Origin of the sequence: Pseudomonas thermotolerans DSM 14292 (assembly GCF_000364625.1) — a bacterium.
In the GTDB taxonomy this organism is placed as follows: Bacteria; Pseudomonadota; Gammaproteobacteria; order Pseudomonadales; family Pseudomonadaceae; genus Aquipseudomonas; species Aquipseudomonas thermotolerans.
This window is the reverse complement of sequence record NZ_KB822600.1, coordinates 152,655-175,538: the sequence shown is the minus strand read 5'-3', so window position 1 is coordinate 175,538 and position 22,884 is coordinate 152,655. Positions and strand designations below refer to the sequence as shown.

Here is a 22,884-nt window from a genome sequence, read left to right as displayed (position 1 = left end):
TAGCCGCCTGCTGCCGGTCCGCCGCGGCGGACACCGGAAAAATGCCCGGCATTATCCCGTAATACCGACTCGTTGTCTTGGGGACACACGCCATGGAATTCCTCGTCAAAAGCGCTCGCCCGGAAACTATCAGAACCGCCACCCTGGTCCTCGCCGTCAGCGAAGGCCGCAAACTGGGCGATATCGCCAAGGCCGTGGACCAAGCCAGCGGCGGTGCCATCAGCAGCCTGCTGAAACGCGGCGATCTGGCCGGCAAGGTCGGCCAGACCCTGCTGCTGCACAGCCTGCCGGGGGTCAAGGCGGAGCGCGTGCTGCTGGTCGGCAGCGGCAAGGGTGAACTCTCTGACCGCCAGTACCGCAAGGTGGTTTCCGCCGTGCTGGCGACCCTCAAGAATCTCGGCGGCAAGGACGCCAGCCTGGCCCTCGGCGACCTGGCGGTGAAAGGCCGCGACAGCTACGCCAAGACCCGCCTGAGCGTGGAGACCCTGGCCGACGGCAGCTACCAGTTCGACCGCTTCAAGAGCAAGAAGGCCGACCCGCGCGCCCTGCAGAAGATCACCCTGCTCACCGACAAGGCCCAGCAGGCCGAAGTCGAGCGCGGCGTGCGGCACGCCCTGGCGATCGTCGCCGGGATGGCCTTCACCAAGGACCTGGGCAACCTGCCGCCGAACATCTGCCACCCCAGCTACATCGCCGAACAGGCCAGGGAGCTGGGCAAGGCCCACAAGAACCTCAAGGTCGAGATACTCGACGAGAAGAAGCTGGAAGCCCTGGGCGCCGGTGCCTTCCTCGCCGTGGCCAAGGGCAGCGAGCAGCCGCCGCGGCTGATCGTCCTCAACTACCAGGGCGCGGCGAAGACGGACGAGCGTCCCTACGTGCTGGTCGGCAAGGGCATCACCTTCGACACCGGCGGTATCAGCATCAAGCCGGCGGCCAACATGGACGAGATGAAGTACGACATGTGCGGCGCCGCCAGCGTACTCGGCACCCTCCGCGCGGTACTGGAGCTGCAGCTGCCGATCAACGTGGTGGGTCTGCTGGCCTGTGCCGAGAACATGCCCAGCGGGCACGCCAGCCGTCCGGGTGACATCGTCACCACCATGAGCGGGCAGACCGTGGAAATCCTCAACACCGACGCCGAAGGCCGCCTGGTGCTGTGCGACACCCTCACTTACGCCGAGCGCTTCAAGCCCCAGGCGGTGATCGACATCGCCACCCTCACCGGCGCCTGCATCGTCGCCTTGGGCAGCAACACCGCCGGCCTGATGGGCAACAACGACAGCCTGGTACGCCAGCTGCTCAAGGCCGGTGAGCAGGCCGACGACCGCGCCTGGCAGCTGCCGCTGTTCGAGGAATACCAGGAACAGCTGGACAGCCCCTTCGCCGACATGACCAACACCGGCGGCCCCAAGGCCGGCACCATCACCGCCGGCTGCTTCCTGTCGCGCTTCGCCAAGAACTACCACTGGGCGCACCTGGACATCGCCGGCGTGGCCTGGATCAGTGGCGGCAAGGAGAAAGGCGCCACCGGCCGGCCGGTGCCCCTGCTCACCCAGTACCTGCTGGACCGCAGCAAGGCCTGATGCCCGCGCCCAGGCTCCGGACCTGCCCCGCGCAGCCCGGAGCCACCCGCGGCGGAATCCCCCATGCCGAGAATCGAGTTCTACGTCCTCTCCTCCAGCGACCAGGCCAGCCGCCTGCTGGCCGCCTGCAAGCTGGCGATGAAGGGCTGGCGGGCGGGGATGCCGGTATTCCTGCGCTGCCAGGACGAGGCCCAGGCCCGCGAGCTGGACGACCTGCTCTGGCGCTTCAAGGCCGACGCCTTCATTCCCCACGACCTGGCTGCCAGCGATCCCCGGGCGCCGGTGGTGATCGGCCGCGACGAGGAGCCGGCCGCCACCCAGGGCCTGCTGGTCAACCTGCAGCCGGACATCTCCCCCCACGTCGAGCGCTTCGCCCGGGTGATCGAGATCGTCAACCAAGACCCGCCGCTGCTCGCCGCCTGCCGGAACAATTTCCTCCTTTACCGCAAGCGGGGCTATGATCCCCGTCGCGTGGAACTCTGAGCGCTTCCGGCGATCAGCAGCATGTCGGCCAGGCACGGCCGCACCGACCGGCACCCGCGGCCTGCGCCCTTCCGGCTCGCCGCCCCTGCCACCCGCGATACCGAACAGCCGAAAACCGCCACCATGGATACCCCCAAGCCGCCCATCACGCCCTCGCACCTGCTCGACGATCTCGAGTCGATCCGCCAGCTGCTCGACGAGGAAGGGCTGGAACCGCCCCTGCTGACCGAGCAGATCGACACCGACGACATCCCCCTGCTCTCCGAGGTCATCGAGCCCGCCCCGCAGGCCGCGCCCGCCGCGCCGGCGCCGGAAGCCGGCCTGCCGGACCGCGAACATCAGCGCCTGGAGAGCGAACTACGCGCCGCCGCCCAATTGATCCTCCAGGACGTGATCGACGACTTCGTGCCGCAGATCGAGGCCGAGCTGAAGCGCCGCCTGGAAGCCCGCCTCGGCCGTCTGCTCGCCGCCCGCCGCTCCTGATCCCCTGCCGCCCAGGCACACGCGCCCCAAGCGCGCCCGCGATGCCCCGCAGGCCGCCCGGCCTTGGTATACTCGCGGGCTTTCCCATCTATTCAGCCTCCGGTCCCACCACACATGGACAAGACCTACCAGCCGCACGCCATTGAATCCCGTTGGTACTCCGAGTGGGAGTCCAAGAACTACTTCGCCCCGCAGGGCTCCGGCAAGCCCTACACCATCATGCTGCCGCCGCCCAACGTCACCGGCAGCCTGCACATGGGGCATGGTTTCAACAACGCGATCATGGACGCGCTGATCCGCTTCCGCCGCATGCAGGGGCGCAACACCCTCTGGCAGCCGGGCACCGACCACGCCGGCATCGCCACCCAGATGGTGGTGGAACGTCAGCTGGCCGCCCAGGGTATCGGCCGCCACGACCTCGGCCGCGAGAAGTTCCTGGAGAAGGTCTGGGAATGGAAGGAACAGTCCGGCGGCACCATCACCCGGCAGATCCGCCGCCTGGGCTCCTCGGTGGACTGGAGCCGCGAGCGCTTCACCATGGACGAGGGCCTGTCCAACGCCGTCAAGGAAGCCTTCGTGCGCCTCCACGAGGACGGCCTGATCTACCGCGGCAAGCGCCTGGTCAACTGGGACACCAAGTTCCACACCGCCATCTCCGACCTGGAGGTGGAGAACCACGACGAGAAGGGTCACCTCTGGCACCTGCGCTACCCGCTGGCGGACGGCGCCACCACCGCCGAAGGCAAGGACTACCTGGTGGTTGCCACCACCCGCCCGGAAACCATGCTGGGCGACACCGCGGTGGCCGTGCACCCCGAGGACGAGCGCTACAAGGGCCTGATCGGCAAGCACATCGTGCTGCCCCTGGTGGGCCGCCTGATCCCGATCATCGCCGACGAATACGTCGACCGCGAGTTCGGCACCGGCTGCGTGAAGATCACCCCGGCCCACGACTTCAACGACTACGAAGTGGGCAAGCGCCACAACCTGCCGCTGATCAACATCTTCGACAAGAACGCCGCGGTGCTGGAGAAGGCCCAGGCGTTCAACTTCGACGGCAGCGTCAATGAGCAAATCGACACCAGCCTGCCGGCCGCCTACGCCAACCTCGACCGCTTCGACGCGCGCCGCAAGATCGTCGAAGACCTCCAGGCCGCCGGCCTGCTGGAGAAGATCGAAGACCACGCCCTCAAGGTACCCAAGGGCGACCGCTCCGGCACCGTGATCGAGCCCTGGCTGACCGACCAGTGGTACGTCTCCACCAAGCCCCTGGCCGAGAAGGCCATCGCCGCGGTGGAAAGCGGGCAGATCCAGTTCGTGCCCAAGCAGTACGAGAACATGTACTTCAGCTGGATGCGCGACATCCAGGACTGGTGCATCAGCCGCCAGCTGTGGTGGGGCCACCGCATCCCGGCCTGGTACGACGAGGCCGGCAACGTCTACGTCGGCCGTAGCGAAGAAGAAGTGCGCGCCAAGTACGGCCTCGGTGATAAACCGCTGCGCCAGGACGACGACGTGCTGGACACCTGGTTCAGCTCCGGGCTGTGGACCTTCTCCACCCTCGGCTGGCCCGAGCAGACCGAGTTCCTCAAGACCTTCCACCCCACCGACGTGCTGGTCACCGGCTTCGACATCATCTTCTTCTGGGTCGCCCGGATGATCATGATGAGCCTGCACCTGACCGGGCAGATCCCGTTCAAGACCGTCTATGTCCACGGTCTGGTACGCGACGGCCAGGGCCAGAAGATGTCCAAGTCCAAGGGCAACGTGCTCGACCCGCTGGACATCGTCGACGGCATCGACCTGGAGTCCCTGGTGGCCAAGCGCACCAGCGGCATGATGCAGCCCAAGCTGGCCGAGAAGATCGCCAAGCAGACCCGCGCCGAATTCCCCGAAGGCATCGCCAGCTACGGCACCGACGCCCTGCGCTTCACCTTCTGCTCGCTGGCCTCCACCGGCCGCGACATCAAGTTCGACATGGGCCGCGTCGAAGGCTTCCGCAACTTCTGCAACAAGATCTGGAACGCCGCCAACTTCGTCATCGACAACACCGACGGCAAGGACTGCGGGGTCAACGGCGAGCCGGTGGAACTGTCCTCGGTGGACCGCTGGATCATCTCCCGCCTGCAGCGCGCCGAGCAGGACGTCACCCGCCACCTGGAGGCCTTCCGCTTCGACCTGGCCGCCCAGACCCTCTACGAATTCATCTGGGACGAGTACTGCGCCTGGTACCTGGAACTGGTCAAGCCGGTACTCTGGGATGAGAACGCCAACCCCGAACGCCAGCGCGGCACCCGCCGCACCCTGGTGCGCGTGCTGGAAGTGGCCCTACGCCTGGCCCACCCGTTCATGCCGTTCATCACCGAGGAAATCTGGCAGCGCATCAAGGCCTCGGCCGGCAAGAGCGGCGCCACCCTGATGCTGCAGCCCTGGCCGGTGGCCGACGAGAGCAAGATCGACGCCGCCGCCGAAGGCGACATCGAATGGGTCAAGGCCCTGATGCTCGGCGTCCGCCAGATCCGCGGGGAGATGAACATCTCCATGGCCAAACGCATCGACCTGGTACTGGCCAACGCCAACTCGGAAGACCTGCGCCGCCTGGCCGAGAACCAGCCGCTGCTGATGAAGCTGGCCAAGCTGGAAAGCATCCGCGTGCTGCAGCCCGGCGAGGAAGCGCCGATGTCCGCCACCGCCCTGGTGGGCGAGATGCAGGTGCTGGTACCGATGGCCGGACTGATCGACAAGACTGCCGAACTGGCCCGCCTGGACAAGGAAATCGCCCGCCTGGACGGCGAGGTCAAGCGCGTCGGCGGCAAGCTTTCCAACCAAGGCTTCGTCGCCAAGGCCCCGGCCGCGGTGATCGAGAAGGAACGGGCCAAGCTGGCCGAAGCCGAACTGGCGCTGACCAAGCTGGTCGAGCAGCGCGAGAAGATAGCCGCGCTCTAAGCCTTAGCCAGAAGCGCTACAAACGACGCCCCGCACCTTCACTGTGCGGGGCGTCGCTTTATGGGATCGGATCAGCCCCAAAGGGGCACTGTCACCGGACTCGATTTTCCAGCGAGCCGCCCCATAGCTTCCGACGCCCAATGTAAAGAAGGCTCCAGAGACATGACTCACCGGGCTGAAGCCTGTCGACCAGGCAAAAGGCTCCAGAGCAGCGGCGCCAACATGCCTCAAGCCGACCTGGCCACCGGCCAAACAGACTGAGCCGCCAGCCACGGCGAAAGAATAAGGACGCCCCTCCCTGTCTCTTTCGAAATCACTTCGCACTCCCGGCCCCAAGATCCCCCTGCGACACTCATTCAGGCCCACACTGGTCCTCCAGTGCCGGCTTGCGTAATATCCGCCCCTTTTTTCCCTCCCCGCTGTACGGTCCCCCCACCAATGAAGCTCCAACGCCTCCGCGCCGACGCTCTGGCCGGCCTGACTACGTCCTTTGCCCTGGTTCCCGAGTGCCTCGCCTTTGCCCTGCTGGCGCAGCTCAATCCGCTGATGGGTCTATATGGCGCTTTCATCATCTGCACGCTGACCGCGCTGTTCGGCGGGCGACCGGGGATGATTTCCGGGGCGGCGGGCTCCATGGCGGTGGTGATAGTGGCACTGGTGGCCGAGCATGGCGTGCAGTACTTCTTCGCCACCGTGGTGCTGGCCGGACTGGTGATGATGACCTTCGGGCTGCTGCGCCTGGGCAAGCTGGTGCGGATGGTCCCGCATTCGGTGATGATCGGTTTCGTCAACGGCCTGGCGATCATCATCGCTCTGTCGCAGCTGGAGCACTTCCGCACGGAAACCGGCTGGCTGCAGGCAGCGAGCTGTATCTGATGCTCGGCCTGGTGGCGGCGACCATGGCCATCGTCTACCTGCTGCCGAAGCTGACGCGCAGCGTGCCGCCGGCGCTGGTGGCGATCCTGAGCGTCGGGCTGGCGGTCTATCTGCTCGACCTGCCGACCCGCACCCTGGGCGACATGGCCGAGATCGCCGGCGGCCTGCCAGGCTTCGCCCTGCCGGAAGTGCCCTGGACGCTGGAGTGCCCTTCAACGACGTGCTGGTGATAGTCGCGGTGACCGCCATCACCGTGGCCACCGACCTGGCCACCGCGGTGCTCTGCGGCATCGTCATCGCCGCGCTGAACTTCGCCTGGCAGCACGCCCGCGAGCTGTACGCCGACAGCCATCTGCAGGCCGACGACAGCGAGCTCTACCAGGTGCACGGCACCCTGTTCTTCGCCTCCACCACGCCCTTCCTCAACCAGTTCGACCCGGCCGGCGATCCCGAACAGGTGGTGCTGGACTGCCGCCACCTGAGCTTGGTCGACTACTCGGCCATCGCCGCGCTCAAGACCCTGCGCGCCGGCAAGCAGCTACGCGTGCACAACCTCTCGGCGCGCTGCAGGCAGTTGCTCAAGCGTTCCGGATTGCAGACCGCCTGACGGACTCGGCGGCCCCGCCGGCGCCTTGGCCCGGCCGTGATGCCGTGCCTCACTCCACCGGCCTGACCAGCACCACGGTCTGGTTGAGCAGCTGCCAGGCGATCTCGCCGAAGGCGATGGGGCCGCTCAGGGCGGCGGTGCGGCTGCCCTCCAGTCCGGCGTGCAGGTAATTCCAGTCCGGCGTGCAGGTAATTAAGGATGCAGTTGCAGCCGAACAGCGGCTCCTCCCGCTGTTCACTCAGCTCGGCCAGAAAGCGCTCGCGGAAGTGCTCGATCGGCCTGGCGAAGCGGTATTCCACACCGGCGAACACCGGCGCGTAGAACTGCACCCGGTCCGCCTCCACCTTCTGGATGCTGACGTTGATCATGGCTCCGCAGTAGTCGGCCACCAGCGGCCAGCGCGGGTCGATCCCCTGCTGCTCGATGAAGCGGGCGAAGTTGGCAGGCTGGCCGTCGACCAGGCAGGACTCCACCTGGAAGCCGGTCTGCTCGAAGCGCACCGCCGGCCCCTCCCCCGGCTCGAAGGGATTGATGATGTCGATATCCACCTGCTGGCCGTGCTCCAGGGCATGATGCAGAACTACTGCCTGGTCGCTGAAATGCCGGCCGGTACTGCCATCGAAGGTCAACGCCGGCGCCCTGCCCAGCTGCTCCAGGGGCACTCCGGCCACCCAGCCGACCACCGGTTTGAGGTACATCTCCGGATAGTCCGGGGCCTGCTGGGCGTAGTCCTCGAGGATGTCGCTGGCCGAGGGCAGGATCAGCACGCTCAGCCCGTGCTCCGGGGCGTCGTAGAGGAAGCCGGGCAGTTCTTCCCGGTCGTAGGCACGGATCCGCGCCACGGCCAGGCCCAGGGACTGCACGAAGAGCCTGTCGGGGAACTGCCCGGCGCCCTGCCGGGTCATGGCGTAGGGCGTGGTGCCGCCGATCCAGTTGCCGCTGGGCAACTGGCTCAGCAGCTCGGCGGTGCCGGAGATGATCAGAGCCCGGCCCTGCCGGATGAGTTCGCTGGTCTCTGCGGGCGACAGCAATCCGGAGAATGGTTTCATGACGATACACCCTGGCGAATGTGCTTCCGTAGCTGCTCGATCTCGTGGCGCAGGTGGGACTGGTGCTTGATGAAGAAGCGCCGGATCTCACTGGCCTTGAGCAGCCGGGCCTGTTCGTCGTTCAGGCGGGCTAGGTTCTGGCGGGCCCGGGACAGCAGCAGCTTCAGGCCCAGCTGGCGGATTTCCCACAGCTCCTCGTTCTCCAGCAGCTCCAGCCAGACCGGATGCTGGGCCGGCGGCAGGAAGGCCTCGTCCGGAGAACCCTCGGCAAAGGCAGTCTGGGCGGCGTTGCCTGCCCGCCCTGCCTCCAGGCTGTGGCGGATCTGCCAGGTCAGGTGCGGGTCGATCAGCAGAATTTCGCCGACCTGGCGGTGATCCAGGCCGGAGAGCAGGTGACGGGCGAAGTCCTCGGCCAGCCCGAAGGTGAAGTCGCTGCCCGGCCGGCCGAGGAACGGCTGCCGGGGCGTCCTGGCGAGTTCCTCCACCGGCGCGTAGACGTAGCTCAGGTAACTGCCGAGGTTGACGTGCCGCCAGCGGGTCCTGGCCTTGTCGAGCAGGCGGCGCCCGAACCAGGTCTTGCCGTAGTCCAGATAGACATGTACCTCCCGGACCGGGGCGTCGACCCGGATATGGCTGATTTGCCAGGGAGCAGTAATATCGAGCAGATGGCGGAAGATTTCGTTGTCCTTCACGGGTCTGTCCTGGGTAGCTGCTGACGCGAAGAACTTACCCGAGGCAGAAATTTCCGCCGGTCAACCTTGGTCCATGAGCAAGCCGACCAAGGGAGTATTCGACCATCGTTCGGAAGTAGCGGATATTGGGCAACTTCCGGGAAAACCCCGGGTTGTTCGCCGCAAACCGCCGGACTTCGCCCGACCCGCCCCGTGCACGATTCTGTGCTGCGCATCGCAGGACGAAGAGGAGCGCGCGGTCCGGGAACGCCCCAGCTTCTGGCCACGGACCTTCGACATGGACATCAGCAAGACCCGCACCAGCTTCTACCGCCGTCTCTACGTCGCCTGGCTGATCGACAGCGGCACCGCCAGCAACGTCCCCGAACTGATGAGCGTCACCGGCATGCCGCGGCGCACCGCCCAGGACACCCTGAACGCCCTGGGCGAGCTGGACATCGACTGCGCGTTCGAGCAGGCCGAGGGCGAGCGCAACAACGCCGGCCGCTACCGCATCCGCGACTGGGGGCCGATCGACCCGCGCTGGGTGGCAGGGCATCTGCCGCAGATCAAGGCGCTGCTCGGCTATCCCTGAGTAGACTGGCCCGCCCATTCCTCCGCCGATCAGGAGACTGCCGCGTGACGCTCGAACTGCTCTGGGTGCTCGGCCTGCTGCTGGCCACCGTGCTGATGTTCGCCTGCAACCGACCACGCATGGACGTGGTGGCGCTGCTGGTGATCCTCGGCCTGCCGCTGTCCGGCGTGCTCACCGCCCAGGAGGCCCTGGCCGGCTTCGCCGACCCCAGCGTGGTGCTGATCGCCGCGCTGTTCGTGATCGGCGACGGCCTGGTGCGCACCGGCGTGGCCTACCGGCTCGGCGACTGGCTGGTGGCGCGGGCCGGCAACAGCGAGACGCGCCTGCTGGTGCTGCTGATGCTCTGCGTGGCCGGGCTGGGTTCGGTGATGAGCTCCACCGGAGTGGTGGCCATCTTCATCCCGGTGGTACTCAGCGTGGCCAACCGCCTCAAGCTGTCGCCACGCCGGCTGATGATGCCGCTCAGCGTCGCCGGACTGATCAGCGGCATGCTCACCCTGGTGGCCACCCCGCCCAACCTGGTGATCCACGCCGAGCTGGTGCGCCACGGTCTGGAGGGCTTCTCCTTCTTCGCCTTCACGCCCTTCGGCCTGGCGATCCTCGCCCTGGGCATCGTCTACATGCTGTTCGCCCGGCGCTGGCTGGGCGAGGCCCCGGCCGACGGGCAGCCCGAGGCGCGGCGCACCTTCCAGCAACTGATCGCGGACTACCGGCTGGCCGGCCGCGAGCGGCGCCTGCGGGTCGGCAGCCGATCGCCGCTGATCGGCAAGACCCTGGACGAGCTGGACCTGCGCCGCAACCAAGGCATGAACGTAGTGGCGGTGGAGCGCTACAGCCACTTCCGCCGCAAGCTGATCAGCCCCAGTGCGGCCACCGAACTGAAGAGCGGCGACGTGCTGCTGGTCGACCTGTTCGCGCCGAACCTCGACCTGCTCGGCTTCTATCACGACATGGCCCTGGAGCCGCTGCCGCTGCGCGGCCACTACTTCACCGACCAGTCCCACGAGGTAGGCATGGCCGAGGTGACCCTGCCGCCGGAATCCGCCCTGATCGGCCGGAGCCTCAGCGAGGTGGCCTTCCGCACCCAGCACGACCTCAACGTGGTGGGCCTGCGGCGCAACCGCCAGGCTCTGGAGGACAATCTGGTGGAGGAGAAGCTGCGCCTCGGCGACACCCTGCTGGTGGTCGGCACCTGGAAAGCGATCCGCCAGCTGCAGGCCCGCTCCCGCGACTTCCTGGTACTCAGCCTGCCGGCGGAGGTGGACGAGGTGGCCCCGGCGGCCAGCCAGGCGCCCTTCGCCCTGCTCAGCCTGCTGGTGATGGTGGTGCTGATGGTCAGCGGGCTGGTGCCCAACGTGCTGGCGGCGCTGATCACCTGCCTGCTGATGGGCCTGTTCCGCTGCATCGACATGGACAGCGCCTACCGCGCCATCCACTGGCCGACCCTGCTGCTGATCGTCGGCATGCTGCCCTTCGCCCTGGCTCTGGAGAAGACCGGCGGCATCGCCCTGGCGGTGCAGGGGCTGGTGACCGCGCTGGGCGGCGCCGGCCCCTACCTGATCCTCGCCGGGCTGTTCCTGGTCACCGCGCTGATCGGCCTGTTCATCTCCAACACCGCGACGGCCGTGCTCATGGCCCCGGTGGCCATCGCCACCGCCCAGCAGCTGGGCGCTTCGCCCGCGCCTTTCGCGATGATCGTCGCGCTGGCCGCCTCGGCGGCCTTCATGACCCCGGTGTCCTCGCCGGTCAACACCCTGGTGCTCGGCCCCGGCCACTACCGCTTCGGCGACTTCGTCAGGCTGGGCGTGCCCTTCACCCTGCTGGTGATGCTGGTCTGCGTGCTCATGGTGCCCTGGCTGCTGCCGCTGCGGCCCTAGTGCACTCCCCGGTGCGTGGCGGCTGTGGGACAATGCGCGCCCCGCACCACCGCCTCCTGCACCATGAGCCAATCGCGCAAACCGCCTGCCACGCTGCATCCGCGCAACCGCCACCAGGGCCGCTACGACTTCCCCCAGCTGATCAAGGCCAGCCCGGAGCTGGGGCGCTTCCTGATCATCAACCCGTACGGCAAGCAGAGCCTGGACTTCGCCGACCCGGAGGCGGTCAAGGTACTCAACCGCGCCCTGCTCAGGCGCTACTACGGCCTTCAGTTCTGGGACATCCCGCCCGGCTACCTGTGCCCGCCGATCCCCGGCCGCGCCGACTACCTGCACTGCCTGGCCGACCTGCTGGCCGAGGAGCGCGGCGGTCAGACCCCTCGCGGCAGGACCGTGCGGGTGCTCGACATCGGCACCGGGGCGAACTGCATCTACCCGCTGATCGGCCACTGCGAGTACGGCTGGCGCTTCACCGGCAGCGACATAGACCCCACCGCCCTGGCCTCGGCGCAGGCCATCATCCGCGCAAACCACCTGGAGGAAGTCATCGAGCTGCGCCGCCAGCACCAGCCGAAGCGGATCTTCGCCGGCCTGCTGCAGCCCGGCGAGCGTTTCGACCTGACGCTCTGCAACCCACCCTTCCACAGCTCCGCCGCCGAAGCGCACAGCGGCAGCCGGCGCAAGTGGCGCAACCTGGGCAAGCTCGACCCGAAGCGCAAGCTGCCACTACTGAACTTCGGTGGGCAGAGCAACGAGCTGTGGTGCGAGGGCGGCGAGGCGGGTTTCCTGCTACGCATGGTGGCCGAGAGCGCGGCCTGCGCCGAGCAGGTCTGCTGGTTCAGCAGCCTGGTCTCCAAGGCCGGCAACCTGCCGCAGGTGGAACGGGCGCTGCACAAGGCCGACGCCCGTGAGGTGCGGGTGATCGGCATGGCCCAGGGCAACAAGCAGAGCCGCCTGGTGGCCTGGACCTTCCTGGAGGAACGGCAGCGCCGCGACTGGGCCGCCGCCTCCAGGGCCTGAGGGGCTCAGTGACCGGTGTTGGGGTCGGAGTGGCGGCTGGTCTCGAACAGGAACCAGGTGCGCCGCTCGGTCTCGTCGATCCAGTTCTCGATCAGGCTGGCGGTGGCGATGTCGTTGTACTCGTCGCACATGCCGTGCACTTCGCGCATGTAGGCGGCGAGATTCTTGTTGTCCTCCTGCAGCTCGGCCAGCATGTCCAGCGGCTGCACGTACTCGGCATCGTTGTCGAGGATGCGCTGCAGGCGGGCGATATGGCCGATGGAGCGGATGGTGGTGGCGCCGATCTTGCGCACCCGCTCGGCAATGGCATCGGTCATGGCGAAGATCTCGCCGGCCTGCTCATCGAGCAGCAGGTGGTAGTCGCGGAAGTGCGGGCCGCTGACGTGCCAGTGGAAGTTCTTGGTCTTCAGGTACAGGGCGAAGACATCGGCCAGCAGGCGAGTCAGCGCAGCGCCGAGGTCACGGGTGGCGTCGCTTTTCAGGTCCGACGGTGTGGCGAGCACCGCCGTGCGGCGCTTGCCGGCGGCCGGCTTGGACGCAGCGACTTTCTTGGTCGCCGCCGGTTTGGCCTTGGCGGCGGTTTTCTTGGGCGTTGCAGCGGGCTTGCTCATCACGATCCCCTTGTGACTAGGAAAGTTCTCAGGTTAGTCCTCTGCGCCGCACTTTCAAAGCAGCGGAAAGTAGTAATCCGCAACGGTCAGCGGATGAACTGCCGGCTGATCTCGCGGAACAGCTCGGTGCCGGCACGCTGCAGCCATTCGAAGGCGACCATTTCCCGCGAGACGATCTGCGCCCCGGCCTGGCGCAGGCGCTCCAGAGCCAGAGCCTTGTCCTCGGCACGCCGCGAGCCGACCGCCTCGGCCACCACGAACACCTCCCGTCCCTGGCCGAGCAGGTCCAGCGCCGTCTGCAGCACGCAGACGTGCGCCTCGGTGCCGATCACCACGAACTGCCGGCGCTCGCCGCCCGGCGCGGCGAACAGCCCCGGCTCGGCGGCAGCGGAGAAGTGGATCTTCTCCACCAGGGCGGATGGCATCAGGCGTTCGCGCAGCCGCGCCAGGGTCGGCCCCAGCCCCTTGGGGTACTGCTCGGTGGCGATCACCGGCACGCCGAGGCACTGCGCCACCTGCAGCAGCCAGTCGGCGTGGTCGAGCAGCGCCATGCCCTCGTGGATGGCGGGGAACAGGCGCTCCTGGATGTCGATGATCAGCAGAGCGGAGTGCTTGGGATCGATCAGCATGGCGTTCTCCTTGTTGGTTTCCCCTTCTCCCTTGGGGGAGCGGGAATGGGGACGGGCTGAGCGCTGGCGTCAGGCCTCCACGGCGAAGCGGCGGTCCAGACGGCTGTAGCCCAGGCCGACGCCCTTGTGCACCCGGATCTGCACCGGGATGCGCTCCTTGAGCGCCTCGACGTGGCTGATCACGCCGATCATCTTGCCGCCGGCGTTGAGCGCATCCAGGGCATCCAGGGCAACTTCCAGGGTTTCCCCGTCCAGGGTGCCGAAGCCTTCGTCGAGGAACAGCGAGTCGATGCTGGTGCGGTGGCTGACCAGGTCGGAGAGCGCCAGAGCCAGCGCCAGGCTGACCAGAAAGCTCTCGCCGCCGGACAGGGTGCGGCAGTCGCGTGCCACGTCGCCCTGCCAGGTGTCCACCACCTCCAGCTCCAGTTCGCCGCCACTGCGCCGCGCCAGCCGGTAGCGGCCGTGCAGGCGCTGCAGCTGGCGGTTGGCGAGGTAGACCAGGTGGTCGAGGGTCAGGCCTTGGGCGAAGCGCCGGTACTTGGCGCCGTCCGCCGAGCCGATCAGGCCGTTGAGGCGCTGCCAGAGCGCGTAGTCGGCCTCCTGCGCGGCGATGGCGGCGAACAGCGCCTGCTGGCCCTCGCGGCGAGCGTCGTCGTCGCGCAGCTGGGCACGGATCTCGCCCTGGCGCTGGCCGAGCTGGCGCAGCTGCTCGCCGAGAGCCTGCCATTCGGCGTCCAGCTGGGCGCGGTCGCTGATCGGCGGTGGCGCGGCCTGCAGGCGCTGCACCTCGGCCAGGCTGCCGTGCAGCAGCGCCCGGGCCTCGGTGCTGGCCCGCTCCAGGCGCTGGCGCAGCTCGCCGAGGGCCCGGCGCTGCTCGTCGTCCAGCAGCGCCGCGAGAAAGCCGGTCTCGTCGGCGAAGGGGCTGGCGGCCAGGGCCCGCTGCCAGGCGGCCTCGGCCCGGTGCAACTGCTCGCGCAACTGCTCGGCGCGTTCCTTCTCCGCCGCCTGCCGGCCCTGCAAGGCCTGCACGCGCTGTTCGGCACCGAGTAGTTCGCGCTCCGCCCGGCGCAGCGCCTCCCCGGCATCCGCGAAGGGCGCTAGCGACCGCTCGGCCAGGGCCAGTTCGCTCCAGCGTCGCTGCCAGCGCAGGGCCACTTGCTGGCTGCCGGCCAGCTCGGCGGCGAGACTCGCCCGCTGCTGCTCCAGAGCGTGCTGCTGGCGCTCGTCCGCCTGGCGGGCCTGCCACTCAGCCTCACGCTCGGCCAGCCAAGTCTGGTCGTCCTCCGGCAGTGCGTAGCCCAGCTCGCCCAGAGCCGCGGCCAGGCGCTCGCCCTCCGCCTGCCAGTCGGCCTGGCGCTGGCTCAGGCGCCGGCGCAGCTCGGCCTGCTGGCTCTGCAGGCCGGCCAGCTGCTGGCGGCCGAGCTCCAGCTGATGGGCCTGCCCGGCGCAGTCCTGCTCGCACGCCTGGCACCGCTGGCGGGCCCGCTCCAGGACGGCGCGCGCCTGCTCCAGGGCCTTCAGCTGGTCTTCCAGCGCCTTCAGTTCGCTGCTCTGCTGCTGAACCAGCTGCGGCAGGTCGAGCCCTTCGGGATTCAGCTGCAGTTCGGCGCACAGCTGTTGCCGCTGCGCCTCCAGTTCGCCGCGCTGGCGCTCCAGCTGCTCGCGTTGGCGGATGGCCTGCTCGCGCTGGGCGGCCAGCCGGGTCAGTCGGTCGCGGGCAGCCTCGCCCTGCTCGCGGATCTGTTCCTGTCTGGCGCGCAGCTCCTGCAGGCGCTGTTCGGTGCGCGGCACGTCGAGGGCCTGGTAGCGCTCGACGGCCGGGTGCTCGCGGGAGCCGCACAGCGGGCAGGGTTCGCCGGGCCGCAGCTGCGCCCGATGACTTTCCAGGGCCTGGATGCGGCGCTCCTGTTCCAGCAGCCTTTCCTGATCGGCGATACGTTCGCGCAACTCGCGGTACTGCTCGACCAGCGCCTGCCGGCGGGTTTCCGCCTGGCCGTGCTGGGTGTCGAGATCGCCCAGACTGGCGGCCAGCCGGGCCAGTTCCTCTGCGAGCTGGCGGCGGCTGAGTTCCAGGGCCTGCAGCTGATTCAGCTGGCCGCCCCGCGCGTGCAGACGCTGCCAGGAGTCGCGCAGCCCGACCTCGCTCTGCCCGGCAAGCAGCTGCTGGTAGTGCGCCCGGCACTCGGCCTCGGCATGGCGGGCCTGATCCAGGGCCTGTCGGGCTTCGACCAGGGCCCGTTCCTGATCGGCGAGCCGCGCGCTCAGTTGCGCGGCCCCGGCTTCGCTGTCGCGGCACTGCTTATCCAGCTCCTGAACTTCCGCCTGCAGCTGGCGGCGCCGCTCGAACTGCTCGCGCCAGCCGCCCAGCCGCTCGCCCAGCAGGGCCAGTTTCGGCTGCGCGGCCAGGCGCGCGGCGAGCTCGCCAAGCCGGCGCTCCAGCGCCGCGTGGCGGGCCTGGCACTCGTCAGCGAGCTGGCGACTGGCCTGCCGCGCCAGGGCCAGGCTGTCCTGCACCTGGCGCTCGGCCTCGCCACGTTCGGCGGCCAGACGCACCAGGCTCTGTTCGCTGTCCACCAGCGCCTGGCGGGCACGCTGCCAGTCGGCATGGGGCAGGCGCAGGCGTTCGGCCGGCTCGCTGGCCTCCAGTCTTGCCAGCTGCGGCCTCGCCTGTTCCTGTTCGGCCAGCGCAGCCTGCAGCCTAGCCTCGGCGCTGCGCTGCTGCGCCAGCGCCCGTTCCAGCGCCTCGTGCCACAGACGCTGCGCCTGCAGGTGCTGCTGGCGTTCCTGCAGCGCCCGTTCCTGGCTGGCCAGTCCGGCGGACTCGGCCTGCAGGGCGGCGCGCCGTTCCTCGCCGAGCAGCTCCACGCCCTCGGCGCGGGCACGCAGTTGGTCGAGCTCGCTTTTCACCTCGCGGGTGCGCTCGAACACCCGCTGGGAGATCTGCCCGTAGATCTCAGTGCCGGTCAGTTCCTCCAGCAGTTCCGCGCGTTGGTTGGCGTTGGCCTCCAGAAAGGCCGCGAAACCGCCCTGGGCGAGCAGCATGGACTTGGTGAAGCGCTCGAAGTCCAGGCCGGTGAGCGACTCGATGCAGCGCAGCTTGTCGTTGACCTTGTCGGCGAGGATCTCCCCGTCGGCCCGGGCCAGCTCCACCCTGGGTGCCTGCAGGGCGCCGTCGGCCTTGCCGCGGGCCCGGCGCTGGCTCCAGAAGGCCCGGTAGGCCTGGCCCTTGACCTCGAATTCCACCTCCGCCAGGCAGTCGGCGGTGTGCCGGGTCATCAGCTCGTTCTCACCGCCGACCCGGTCCATGCGCGGGGTGCGGTGATAGAGCGCCAGGCAGATGGCATCCAGCAGGGTGGTCTTGCCGGCGCCGGTCGGCCCGGTAATGGCGAACAGGCCGTTGCCGGCGAAGGGTTCGGCAGTGAAGTCGATCTTCCACTCGCCCTTCAGCGAGTTGAGGTTCTTCAGGCGCAGGCTGAGGATCTTCATGCACGGGTCGCTAGCCGTTGAAAACGGCCATTCTGACATCGTCACCGCGCTTGTACAGGCGCCGGCGCGCCCCGCACGAGAAGGGACCGGACTGGAAACGACAGGGCCGACCCGCCTGGGGTCGGCCCTGCATGCGAGGCTGGTGTCAGCCCGCCTGGCGGCTGTGGTGGACGTACAGGTAGACCAGGCCAAGGGGCGCGACGAAGAGCGCGAAGGCCCAGCACATGAGCATGGTGACGAACTTCACCGTCAGCATGACCAGGGCGTTCACCAGGAACAGGTTGTTGCCCATGATGAAGCCGACCACGCTCTCGTAGACGAAGCGCGAGTAGGGATACAGCAGAGTGCTGACCACCGCGAACGCCAACTGGCCGAACGACGGCGAGTGCCCGCCCTGGCTCGCGAGGAAGATGAACAGGGCCGCGAGGCCTACGCCAAACACCAGTTGGCGGAAGTAATACTGCGCGGACAGGCCGCCCAGGGTTTTCTGCAGAAACGGGTGCATCGAGCTCCTCCTTTAGCTGGGATGATGTTGACGAAAGCGCCTTGTAGACGCTCCCGGTCGCCTTTCTGTCACGCCTGCCCGGTCTGCACCTCCGCCAGCACCTGCCGATGGAGATCCCGCAGGCGCCGCGCCTCCTCCTCGTCCAGCGTCTCCTGTTGCAGGCGCCGGGCGAACACCTCCTCCACGCTCAGCTCGTCGAGGGTCTCCTTCGCCTCGCTGGAAAGACTGGCGCTGCCGTTGGCGCGCTCGCGGCGGATGCGCAGCACTTCCACCGGCAGCCCCTCGCACAGCCCGCTGATGCGCTGCTGCAAGTCGCTCAGGTAGTCATCACCCCTGACCCGCACCTCCAACCATACCGGCCGCTCGGCGCTGCCCTGTTCGGCCGCCTCGGCGACGGCCACGGCCAGCTGCCCGAGGTCGCCGGCCACGGACTGCAGCGGCTGGAAGCGCGGCACGGTAAGCGGCGTCACCGCACGCAGACCGCCCTCGGCCAGGTCGACCAGCAGCACCTCCTTGTCCTGGCGCGCCTCGTCGAAGGACAGCGGGATCGGCGAGCCGCAGTAGCGAATGTGCTCCAGGCCGCCAACCTGCTGCGGGCGGTGGATGTGCCCGAGGGCGATGTAGGCGGCGGGCGGGAAGGCGCTGGCGGGGAAGGCCTCCAGGCTGCCGACGTAGATCTCCCGTACCGACTCGCTGGCGCTGGCGCCCACGGTGGTCAGGTGTCCGGTAGCGACGATCGGCAGCGCCGCGTCCAGCTCGGCGCGACGGGCCTCGGCCAGTTGGTAGAGCCGCTGGTAGTGGGCCTGGATGGCCTGCTGCAGGGACTGCTGCTTGTCCTCGGCGCTCTGCCCGGCCTGGCTCTGCAGCACATCGCGCGGACGGATGAAGGGGATGGCGCAGAGCAGCGCCCCCGGGGAGCCATCGCGGCGGCGCAGGACCAGCAGCTGGCGTTCGAGGTCCGCCTCGACGCCGGGGATCACCCGAGTGCCCAGCTCGGCCAGCAGGGTGCGGCTTTCGCCGAGCATGGCCACCGAGTCGTGGTTGCCGCCGAGGATCACCAGCTGGGCACCGGTCTGGCGCAGCTCGACGATGAAGTGGTTGTACAACTCGCGGGCGTAGCTGGGCGGCGCGCCGGTGTCGAACACGTCGCCGGCCACCAGTACGGCGTCGACCGCATGGGTGCGGACCTGCTCCACCAGCCAGGCGAGGAAGGCGCGGTGCTCGGCCTCGCGGGTCTTGCCCATGAAGTGCTGGCCTAGGTGCCAGTCGGAGGTGTGCAGCAGACGCATGGTTACATTGCCCATTCCTGGACCACCATGTGGGTCTTGATCTTCTCCAGGCCGGGGTAGCGCTCGATCTCCCCGCGGATTTCGCTGAGCCGCTCCACCGAGGGCGCCTCGACGTAGACCAGCATGTCGGTCTCGCCGCTGATCCCGCAGCAACGGCGGATCTCGCTGAACGCGCGCATGCGCTGCACGTACTCGGCGCAGCGGTTGTCCTTGTAGAACAGCTCGAGGAAGGCCTTGACCGCGCCGTTGCCGGGCTCGGCGATCTGCGCGTGATAGCCCCGAATCACCCCCTCGTGTTCCAGGCGGTGGATGCGTTCGCTGACCGCCGAGCGCGACAGGTTGACCACGCGGGCGATCTGGCTGACGGGAGTGCGCGCGTCGGCACGCAGGATGGCGATTATCTGGCGGTCGAACTTGTCCACGGGGTGTCTCGGCAGCTGGCAATCAATTCCGTCATTTTGCCGGGCAATGGCGACGCTTTGATAGCGGTCGATGCCCGGGGCAGCGCTTACCATAACGGAATCGTCGCCCCGCCACCGCCGGGGCAGGAACTCCGCACCGAGCCCGACACACCATGAGCCGACTCAACCAGGATCTGGGCCTGCTGCAAGGCATCGGCCTGCTCAGCACTTCCCTGCTCGGCACCGGCATCTTCGTGGTCCCGGCACTGGCCGCCACCGCTGCCGGCGCGGCGTCGCTGTGGGCCTGGCTGATCCTCATCGCCCTTGTGCTGCCGGTGGCCTTCACCTTCGCCCAGCTGGGCCGCCGCTTCCCCCATGCCGGCGGTGCGCCGCACCTGATCGGCCGGGCCTTCGGCGCGAGAATGGAACGGCTCAGCGCCTTCCTGTTCCTCGCCGTGCTGCCTGTGGGTCTGCCCGCCGCGCTGTTCATCGCCACCGGCTTCTGGCAGGCGCTGTTCCCGTTGGGCACCGGCGAAGCGCTGGCCGTCCAGTTCCTCACCCTGGGCGCCATCCTGCTGCTCGGCCAGCGCCCGCCGCGGGCCTCCGGGCTGGTGCAGGGGTTGACCGCCCTGGCCATCATCGCCAGCGTGGCGCTGGTCTGGTGGGTTGGCGGACTGCCGCTGGACAGCCAGCCGCTGCTGCCACGCCCCGACGACTCCTGGCAGCGGCTGCCGGCGGCTCTCGGGGTGATGTTCTGGTGCTTCGTGGGCATCGAGGCCTTCACCCACCTGGGCGAGGAGTTCAAGCGCCCGCAGCGCGACTTCCCGCTCGCCCTGCTGCTCGGCGTGCTGCTCGCCGGCCTGGTCTACTGGGCCTGCTCGGTGGCGGTACTGAGCTTCGGCACCTATGGCGACATCCACAGCGACGCCACCGCCCTGCCCCGGCTGTTCGACCTGCTGCTCGGCAGCCAGGCGCGCTGGCTGGTGGCGACGGTCGGATACCTGGCCTGCTTCGCCTCGATGAACGTCTACATCCAGGGCTTCTCCCGGCTGATCTGGAGCCTCGCCGATGAGGCCAAGCTGCCCGCCCCGCTGGCGGTGCGCAACCGCTACGGCGTGCCGGCCCGCGCCCTCCTGCTGGTGGTGGCCTGCTGCGCCCTGTGCGCGGCGCTGGCGGCGCTCTCCGGACTCTCGGTGGACCACCTGATCCGCTACGCCAACGGCAACTTCGTGCTCATCTACCTGCTCAGCATGGCCGCCGGCTGGGCGCTGCTGCGCGGCGTCTGGCGCGCCCTGGCGATCCTCAGCACCTTGCTGTGCGCCGGCGTGCTGCTCGCCCTGGGCAGCGACGCCCTCTACGCGTTGGGGCTGCTGGGGGCGCTGGCGCTGCTCGACTGGTGGCGCGCGCCCAAGGCACGGGCGGCACTGCAGCGGCCGCAGGGCTGAGCGCGCCGCCGGTCAGTCGACGACCAGCAGGCCGCGCCGCGGAATCAGGCTCCGCTCCTTGCGGCCGATGTGCTGACGCTTGCTCACCTCGTAGACCCTCCGGAAGCGTTCCCGATCGAGCCCGTCGTAGGCATTCAGGGCCTGCTCCACCAGGGCATCGTAGCGCGCCTCGTCCAGCTTCGCGTGCACTTCGCGCCGGAACAGGAAACCGAACTGGAAGCCCAGGGTCTCGGCGAGGAAGTCCGTCCGCCCGATGTCGCAGTTCTCCAGGTCGATGACCTTGGGCGCCTCGGGATTCTGCGGATCCAGCATGACATTCGCCACCCACAGGTCCAGGTGGCGGACCTCCTGTCATGCATCAGCTGGATGAGGGCGAATATGCCCCGGAGGAAGGCCTCGCCATCCACATTGGGCCGGCGCAGCCAGGTCAGGCCATCGACGTGGCCCTCCAGCCACTCGCTGACCATGAAGACCTCGCTGACCAGCCTGCGACTGCCGTAGCGACAGCCGAAGCCCTTCAGCGGCGGTGTGGGCACGCCGCGCCGGTAGGCCTCCACCGAATTGATGACCTCCTGTACGGCCCAGTCGAAACCGCCCTGCCGACGTTGCTGCCCAAAGGTCACCCGCAGGCGGGATGGCCAGCTCTCGAGAAGCGACGTCTTGACGAACAGCCGCTGCGACTCGACTTCCAGCATCCCCGAAGCCCGGCTCTTGCCTTGGATCTGCTCACGCCCCCGGATCAGGCCATGGACTTGGCTGAGGAGGTCGACCGAAATACCTTCGGCCATCTGCATGGTGAGATCCGAATAGGACACCCTGTAGGGATATTGCCCGTTGTACTGCCTAAACAACCGCATACTGTCCCCACTTCTCAAGTTGGCGCATGATAGCAATACGCCTTTATACATCGTTCCCCTCTAGTCGGAATTTTTGCCTTTCCGCCTTGCTATCCTTCCCTGCCACCAGCCACTGCCAGGGATAGCCCATGCGCCGACTCCTCAACGACCTGAAGATCATGTTACTGGCCAACCTCTGGGTGGTGCCGGTACTGGCCCTGCTGGTCGGGGCCCTGTTCTACTTCGTCGCCCCGCCGCCGCCCATGCATGCGCGGCTGGCCACCGGCTCGCCGGGGGGCGGCTACCACGCCTTCGCCGAACACCTACGTAGCGAGTTGGAACAGGAAGGCTTCAGCCTGGAGCTGGTACCCAGCCAGGGATCGCTGGATAACCTAGACAAACTGCTCAAGGGCGAGGTGGAGATGGCCCTGGTGCAGAGCGGCCAGGAGCTGACCTTGGAGAAGGCCGACCGGGACAAGCTCGCCGGGCTCGGGGTGATGTATCGCGAGCCGCTCTGGCTGTTCACCCGCGAGGAGGTGCATTTCGACCGCTTCGCCGACCTGCTCGAACTGCGCGTCGCCAGTGGCGCCGAAACCAGCGGCACCCACGCGGTCACCGCGGCGCTGCTGGCCGCCAATGGCCTCGACGCCGTGCACTATCCCGAACGCTGGCAACACATCGGCGGTACTCGCGCCGCTGAGGCACTGCTCGCCGGGGAGCTGGACGCCGCCTTCTTCATCGGCCCTGCCGAGACCCCGCTGATCCAGCGCCTGGCCACCGAGCCCGGACTGCGCCTGGTCAGCCTGCGCCGTACCCAGGCCTACCTGGCCCGCCTGCCCTACCTGAACGCCATCGAGGTGGGCGAAGGCATGCTCGACATGGCCAGCAACGTACCGGACCAGGACATCGTCACTCTCGGACCTCTGGCCACCCTGGTGGCCGGCGAGGACTTCCATCCCTCGCTGACTCCGCTGGTTCTCGAGGCTGCACGCAAGGTGCTGGAAAAGGGCAGCCTGCTCGACCCCGCCGGCCAGTACCCGGCCGCACCGCCGCGCTCCCTGGAGACCCTGCGCGAGGCCAGCTACTACTACGACAAGGGCCTACCGATCCTGCAGCGCTACCTGCCGTTCCGCATCGCCTCCCTGGCCGACCGCTACATCATCCTGGCCATTCCCCTGCTGGTCCTGCTGTTCCCGCTGTTCAAGGCGGTGGGACCGATCTACCAGTGGCGCATCCGCGCGCGCATCTATCGCTGGTACAAGCACCTGCGGGAGATCGACGTGCGCCTCTACCGGGGCGAGCGCGACCTCGACCTGGATGGCGAGATCCGCCGCCTGGAGCGCATGGAGGACGAGCTGGGCCGGGTGGAGGTGCCGCTCTCCTACTCCAACGAGCTGTACGAGCTGCACCTGCACCTGCGCTACATGATCGAACGGCTGCGCAAGTACCGTGAGCGGGCGACCGAGGAGGCGGAGGTCGGTTAACATGCGCG

At 68.3% G+C, this 22,884-nt stretch carries 18 protein-coding genes and 1 pseudogene; 10 read left to right on the top strand and 9 right to left on the bottom strand.

The features are described 5' to 3' along the window. Window positions 1–92: 92 nt before the first annotated feature. The 5 genes and pseudogenes from H165_RS0102400 (at window position 93) to H165_RS18290 (ending at window position 6,978) form a co-directional block, all read left to right on the top strand. Window positions 93–1,583, top strand: a complete 1,491-nt coding sequence (locus H165_RS0102400) for a leucyl aminopeptidase (protein WP_017937308.1) — start codon at window positions 93–95, stop codon at window positions 1,581–1,583. A gap of 63 nt (window positions 1,584–1,646) precedes the next feature. Continuing rightward, window positions 1,647–2,066, top strand: a complete 420-nt coding sequence (locus H165_RS0102395; protein ID WP_017937307.1) for a DNA polymerase III subunit chi — start codon at window positions 1,647–1,649, stop codon at window positions 2,064–2,066. Window positions 2,067–2,189: 123 nt separating this feature from the next. Beyond that, the gene (locus H165_RS0102390) at window positions 2,190–2,549 is read left to right on the top strand and encodes a hypothetical protein (protein WP_026146297.1); all 360 of its coding nucleotides are present in this window, start codon (window positions 2,190–2,192) and stop codon (window positions 2,547–2,549) included. 114 nt (window positions 2,550–2,663) lie between these two features. Then, entirely contained in the window at window positions 2,664–5,495 is a 2,832-nt protein-coding gene (locus H165_RS0102385; protein ID WP_017937305.1) for a valine--tRNA ligase, read from the top strand. 438 nt (window positions 5,496–5,933) lie between these two features. Further along, window positions 5,934–6,978 (top strand): annotated as a pseudogene (locus tag H165_RS18290) (SulP family inorganic anion transporter). Here the strand turns inward: H165_RS18290 and H165_RS19550 are convergent. Continuing rightward, the gene (locus H165_RS19550) at window positions 6,864–8,027 is read right to left on the bottom strand and encodes a DUF6976 family protein (RefSeq protein ID WP_155943571.1); all 1,164 of its coding nucleotides are present in this window, start codon (window positions 8,025–8,027) and stop codon (window positions 6,864–6,866) included. The pseudogene H165_RS18290 and the gene H165_RS19550 overlap by 115 nt on opposite strands. Next, entirely contained in the window at window positions 8,024–8,719 is a 696-nt protein-coding gene (locus H165_RS18930; RefSeq protein WP_017937301.1) for a hypothetical protein, read from the bottom strand. Before H165_RS18930 ends, H165_RS19550 begins: the two co-directional genes overlap by 4 nt. A gap of 277 nt (window positions 8,720–8,996) precedes the next feature. On the opposite strand from H165_RS18930, the gene H165_RS0102355 reads away from it, so the two are divergent. The 3 genes from H165_RS0102355 (at window position 8,997) to rlmF (ending at window position 12,190) form a co-directional block, all read left to right on the top strand. Beyond that, window positions 8,997–9,293 carry a winged helix-turn-helix domain-containing protein gene (locus H165_RS0102355; protein ID WP_017937300.1) on the top strand — a complete coding sequence of 99 codons (297 nt, stop codon included), beginning with the start codon at window positions 8,997–8,999 and terminating at the stop codon, window positions 9,291–9,293. A 44-nt stretch (window positions 9,294–9,337) separates the two neighbouring features. Next, on the top strand, window positions 9,338–11,170 hold the full coding sequence (locus H165_RS0102350; RefSeq protein WP_017937299.1) for an SLC13 family permease: 1,833 nt from the start codon (window positions 9,338–9,340) through the stop codon (window positions 11,168–11,170). Between the two features lie 63 nt (window positions 11,171–11,233). Further along, complete coding sequence (rlmF, locus tag H165_RS0102345; RefSeq protein ID WP_017937298.1) at window positions 11,234–12,190, top strand: 23S rRNA (adenine(1618)-N(6))-methyltransferase RlmF; 957 nt, start codon at window positions 11,234–11,236, stop codon at window positions 12,188–12,190. 5 nt (window positions 12,191–12,195) lie between these two features. Here the strand turns inward: rlmF and H165_RS0102340 are convergent, their stop codons facing one another. The 6 genes from H165_RS0102340 to H165_RS0102315 all read right to left on the bottom strand — a co-directional run bounded on the left by H165_RS0102340 (window position 12,196) and on the right by H165_RS0102315 (window position 19,132). Then, entirely contained in the window at window positions 12,196–12,801 is a 606-nt protein-coding gene (locus H165_RS0102340; RefSeq protein ID WP_017937297.1) for a Dps family protein, read from the bottom strand. An 86-nt stretch (window positions 12,802–12,887) separates the two neighbouring features. Next, entirely contained in the window at window positions 12,888–13,430 is a 543-nt protein-coding gene (locus H165_RS0102335; protein WP_017937296.1) for a hydrolase, read from the bottom strand. A gap of 69 nt (window positions 13,431–13,499) precedes the next feature. Continuing rightward, the gene (locus H165_RS0102330; protein ID WP_017937295.1) at window positions 13,500–16,916 is read right to left on the bottom strand and encodes an AAA family ATPase; all 3,417 of its coding nucleotides are present in this window, start codon (window positions 16,914–16,916) and stop codon (window positions 13,500–13,502) included. Between the two features lie 145 nt (window positions 16,917–17,061). After that, window positions 17,062–17,421 carry a hypothetical protein gene (locus H165_RS0102325; protein WP_017937294.1) on the bottom strand — a complete coding sequence of 120 codons (360 nt, stop codon included), beginning with the start codon at window positions 17,419–17,421 and terminating at the stop codon, window positions 17,062–17,064. Between the two features lie 68 nt (window positions 17,422–17,489). Then, on the bottom strand, window positions 17,490–18,710 hold the full coding sequence (gene sbcD, locus H165_RS0102320) for an exonuclease subunit SbcD (protein ID WP_017937293.1): 1,221 nt from the start codon (window positions 18,708–18,710) through the stop codon (window positions 17,490–17,492). 2 nt (window positions 18,711–18,712) lie between these two features. Then, entirely contained in the window at window positions 18,713–19,132 is a 420-nt protein-coding gene (locus tag H165_RS0102315; protein ID WP_017937292.1) for an Lrp/AsnC family transcriptional regulator, read from the bottom strand. Window positions 19,133–19,284: 152 nt separating this feature from the next. On the opposite strand from H165_RS0102315, the gene yjeH reads away from it, so the two are divergent. Then, window positions 19,285–20,556, top strand: a complete 1,272-nt coding sequence (gene yjeH / locus H165_RS0102310) for an L-methionine/branched-chain amino acid transporter (RefSeq protein ID WP_017937291.1) — start codon at window positions 19,285–19,287, stop codon at window positions 20,554–20,556. A 12-nt stretch (window positions 20,557–20,568) separates the two neighbouring features. On the opposite strand, the gene H165_RS18925 is transcribed toward yjeH, so the two are convergent. Next, the gene (locus tag H165_RS18925) at window positions 20,569–20,868 is read right to left on the bottom strand and encodes a hypothetical protein (protein ID WP_017937290.1); all 300 of its coding nucleotides are present in this window, start codon (window positions 20,866–20,868) and stop codon (window positions 20,569–20,571) included. A 673-nt stretch (window positions 20,869–21,541) separates the two neighbouring features. Here H165_RS18925 and H165_RS0102295 point away from each other — a divergent pair. Beyond that, entirely contained in the window at window positions 21,542–22,876 is a 1,335-nt protein-coding gene (locus H165_RS0102295) for a TAXI family TRAP transporter solute-binding subunit (protein WP_017937288.1), read from the top strand. Window positions 22,877–22,884: the final 8 nt, after the last annotated feature.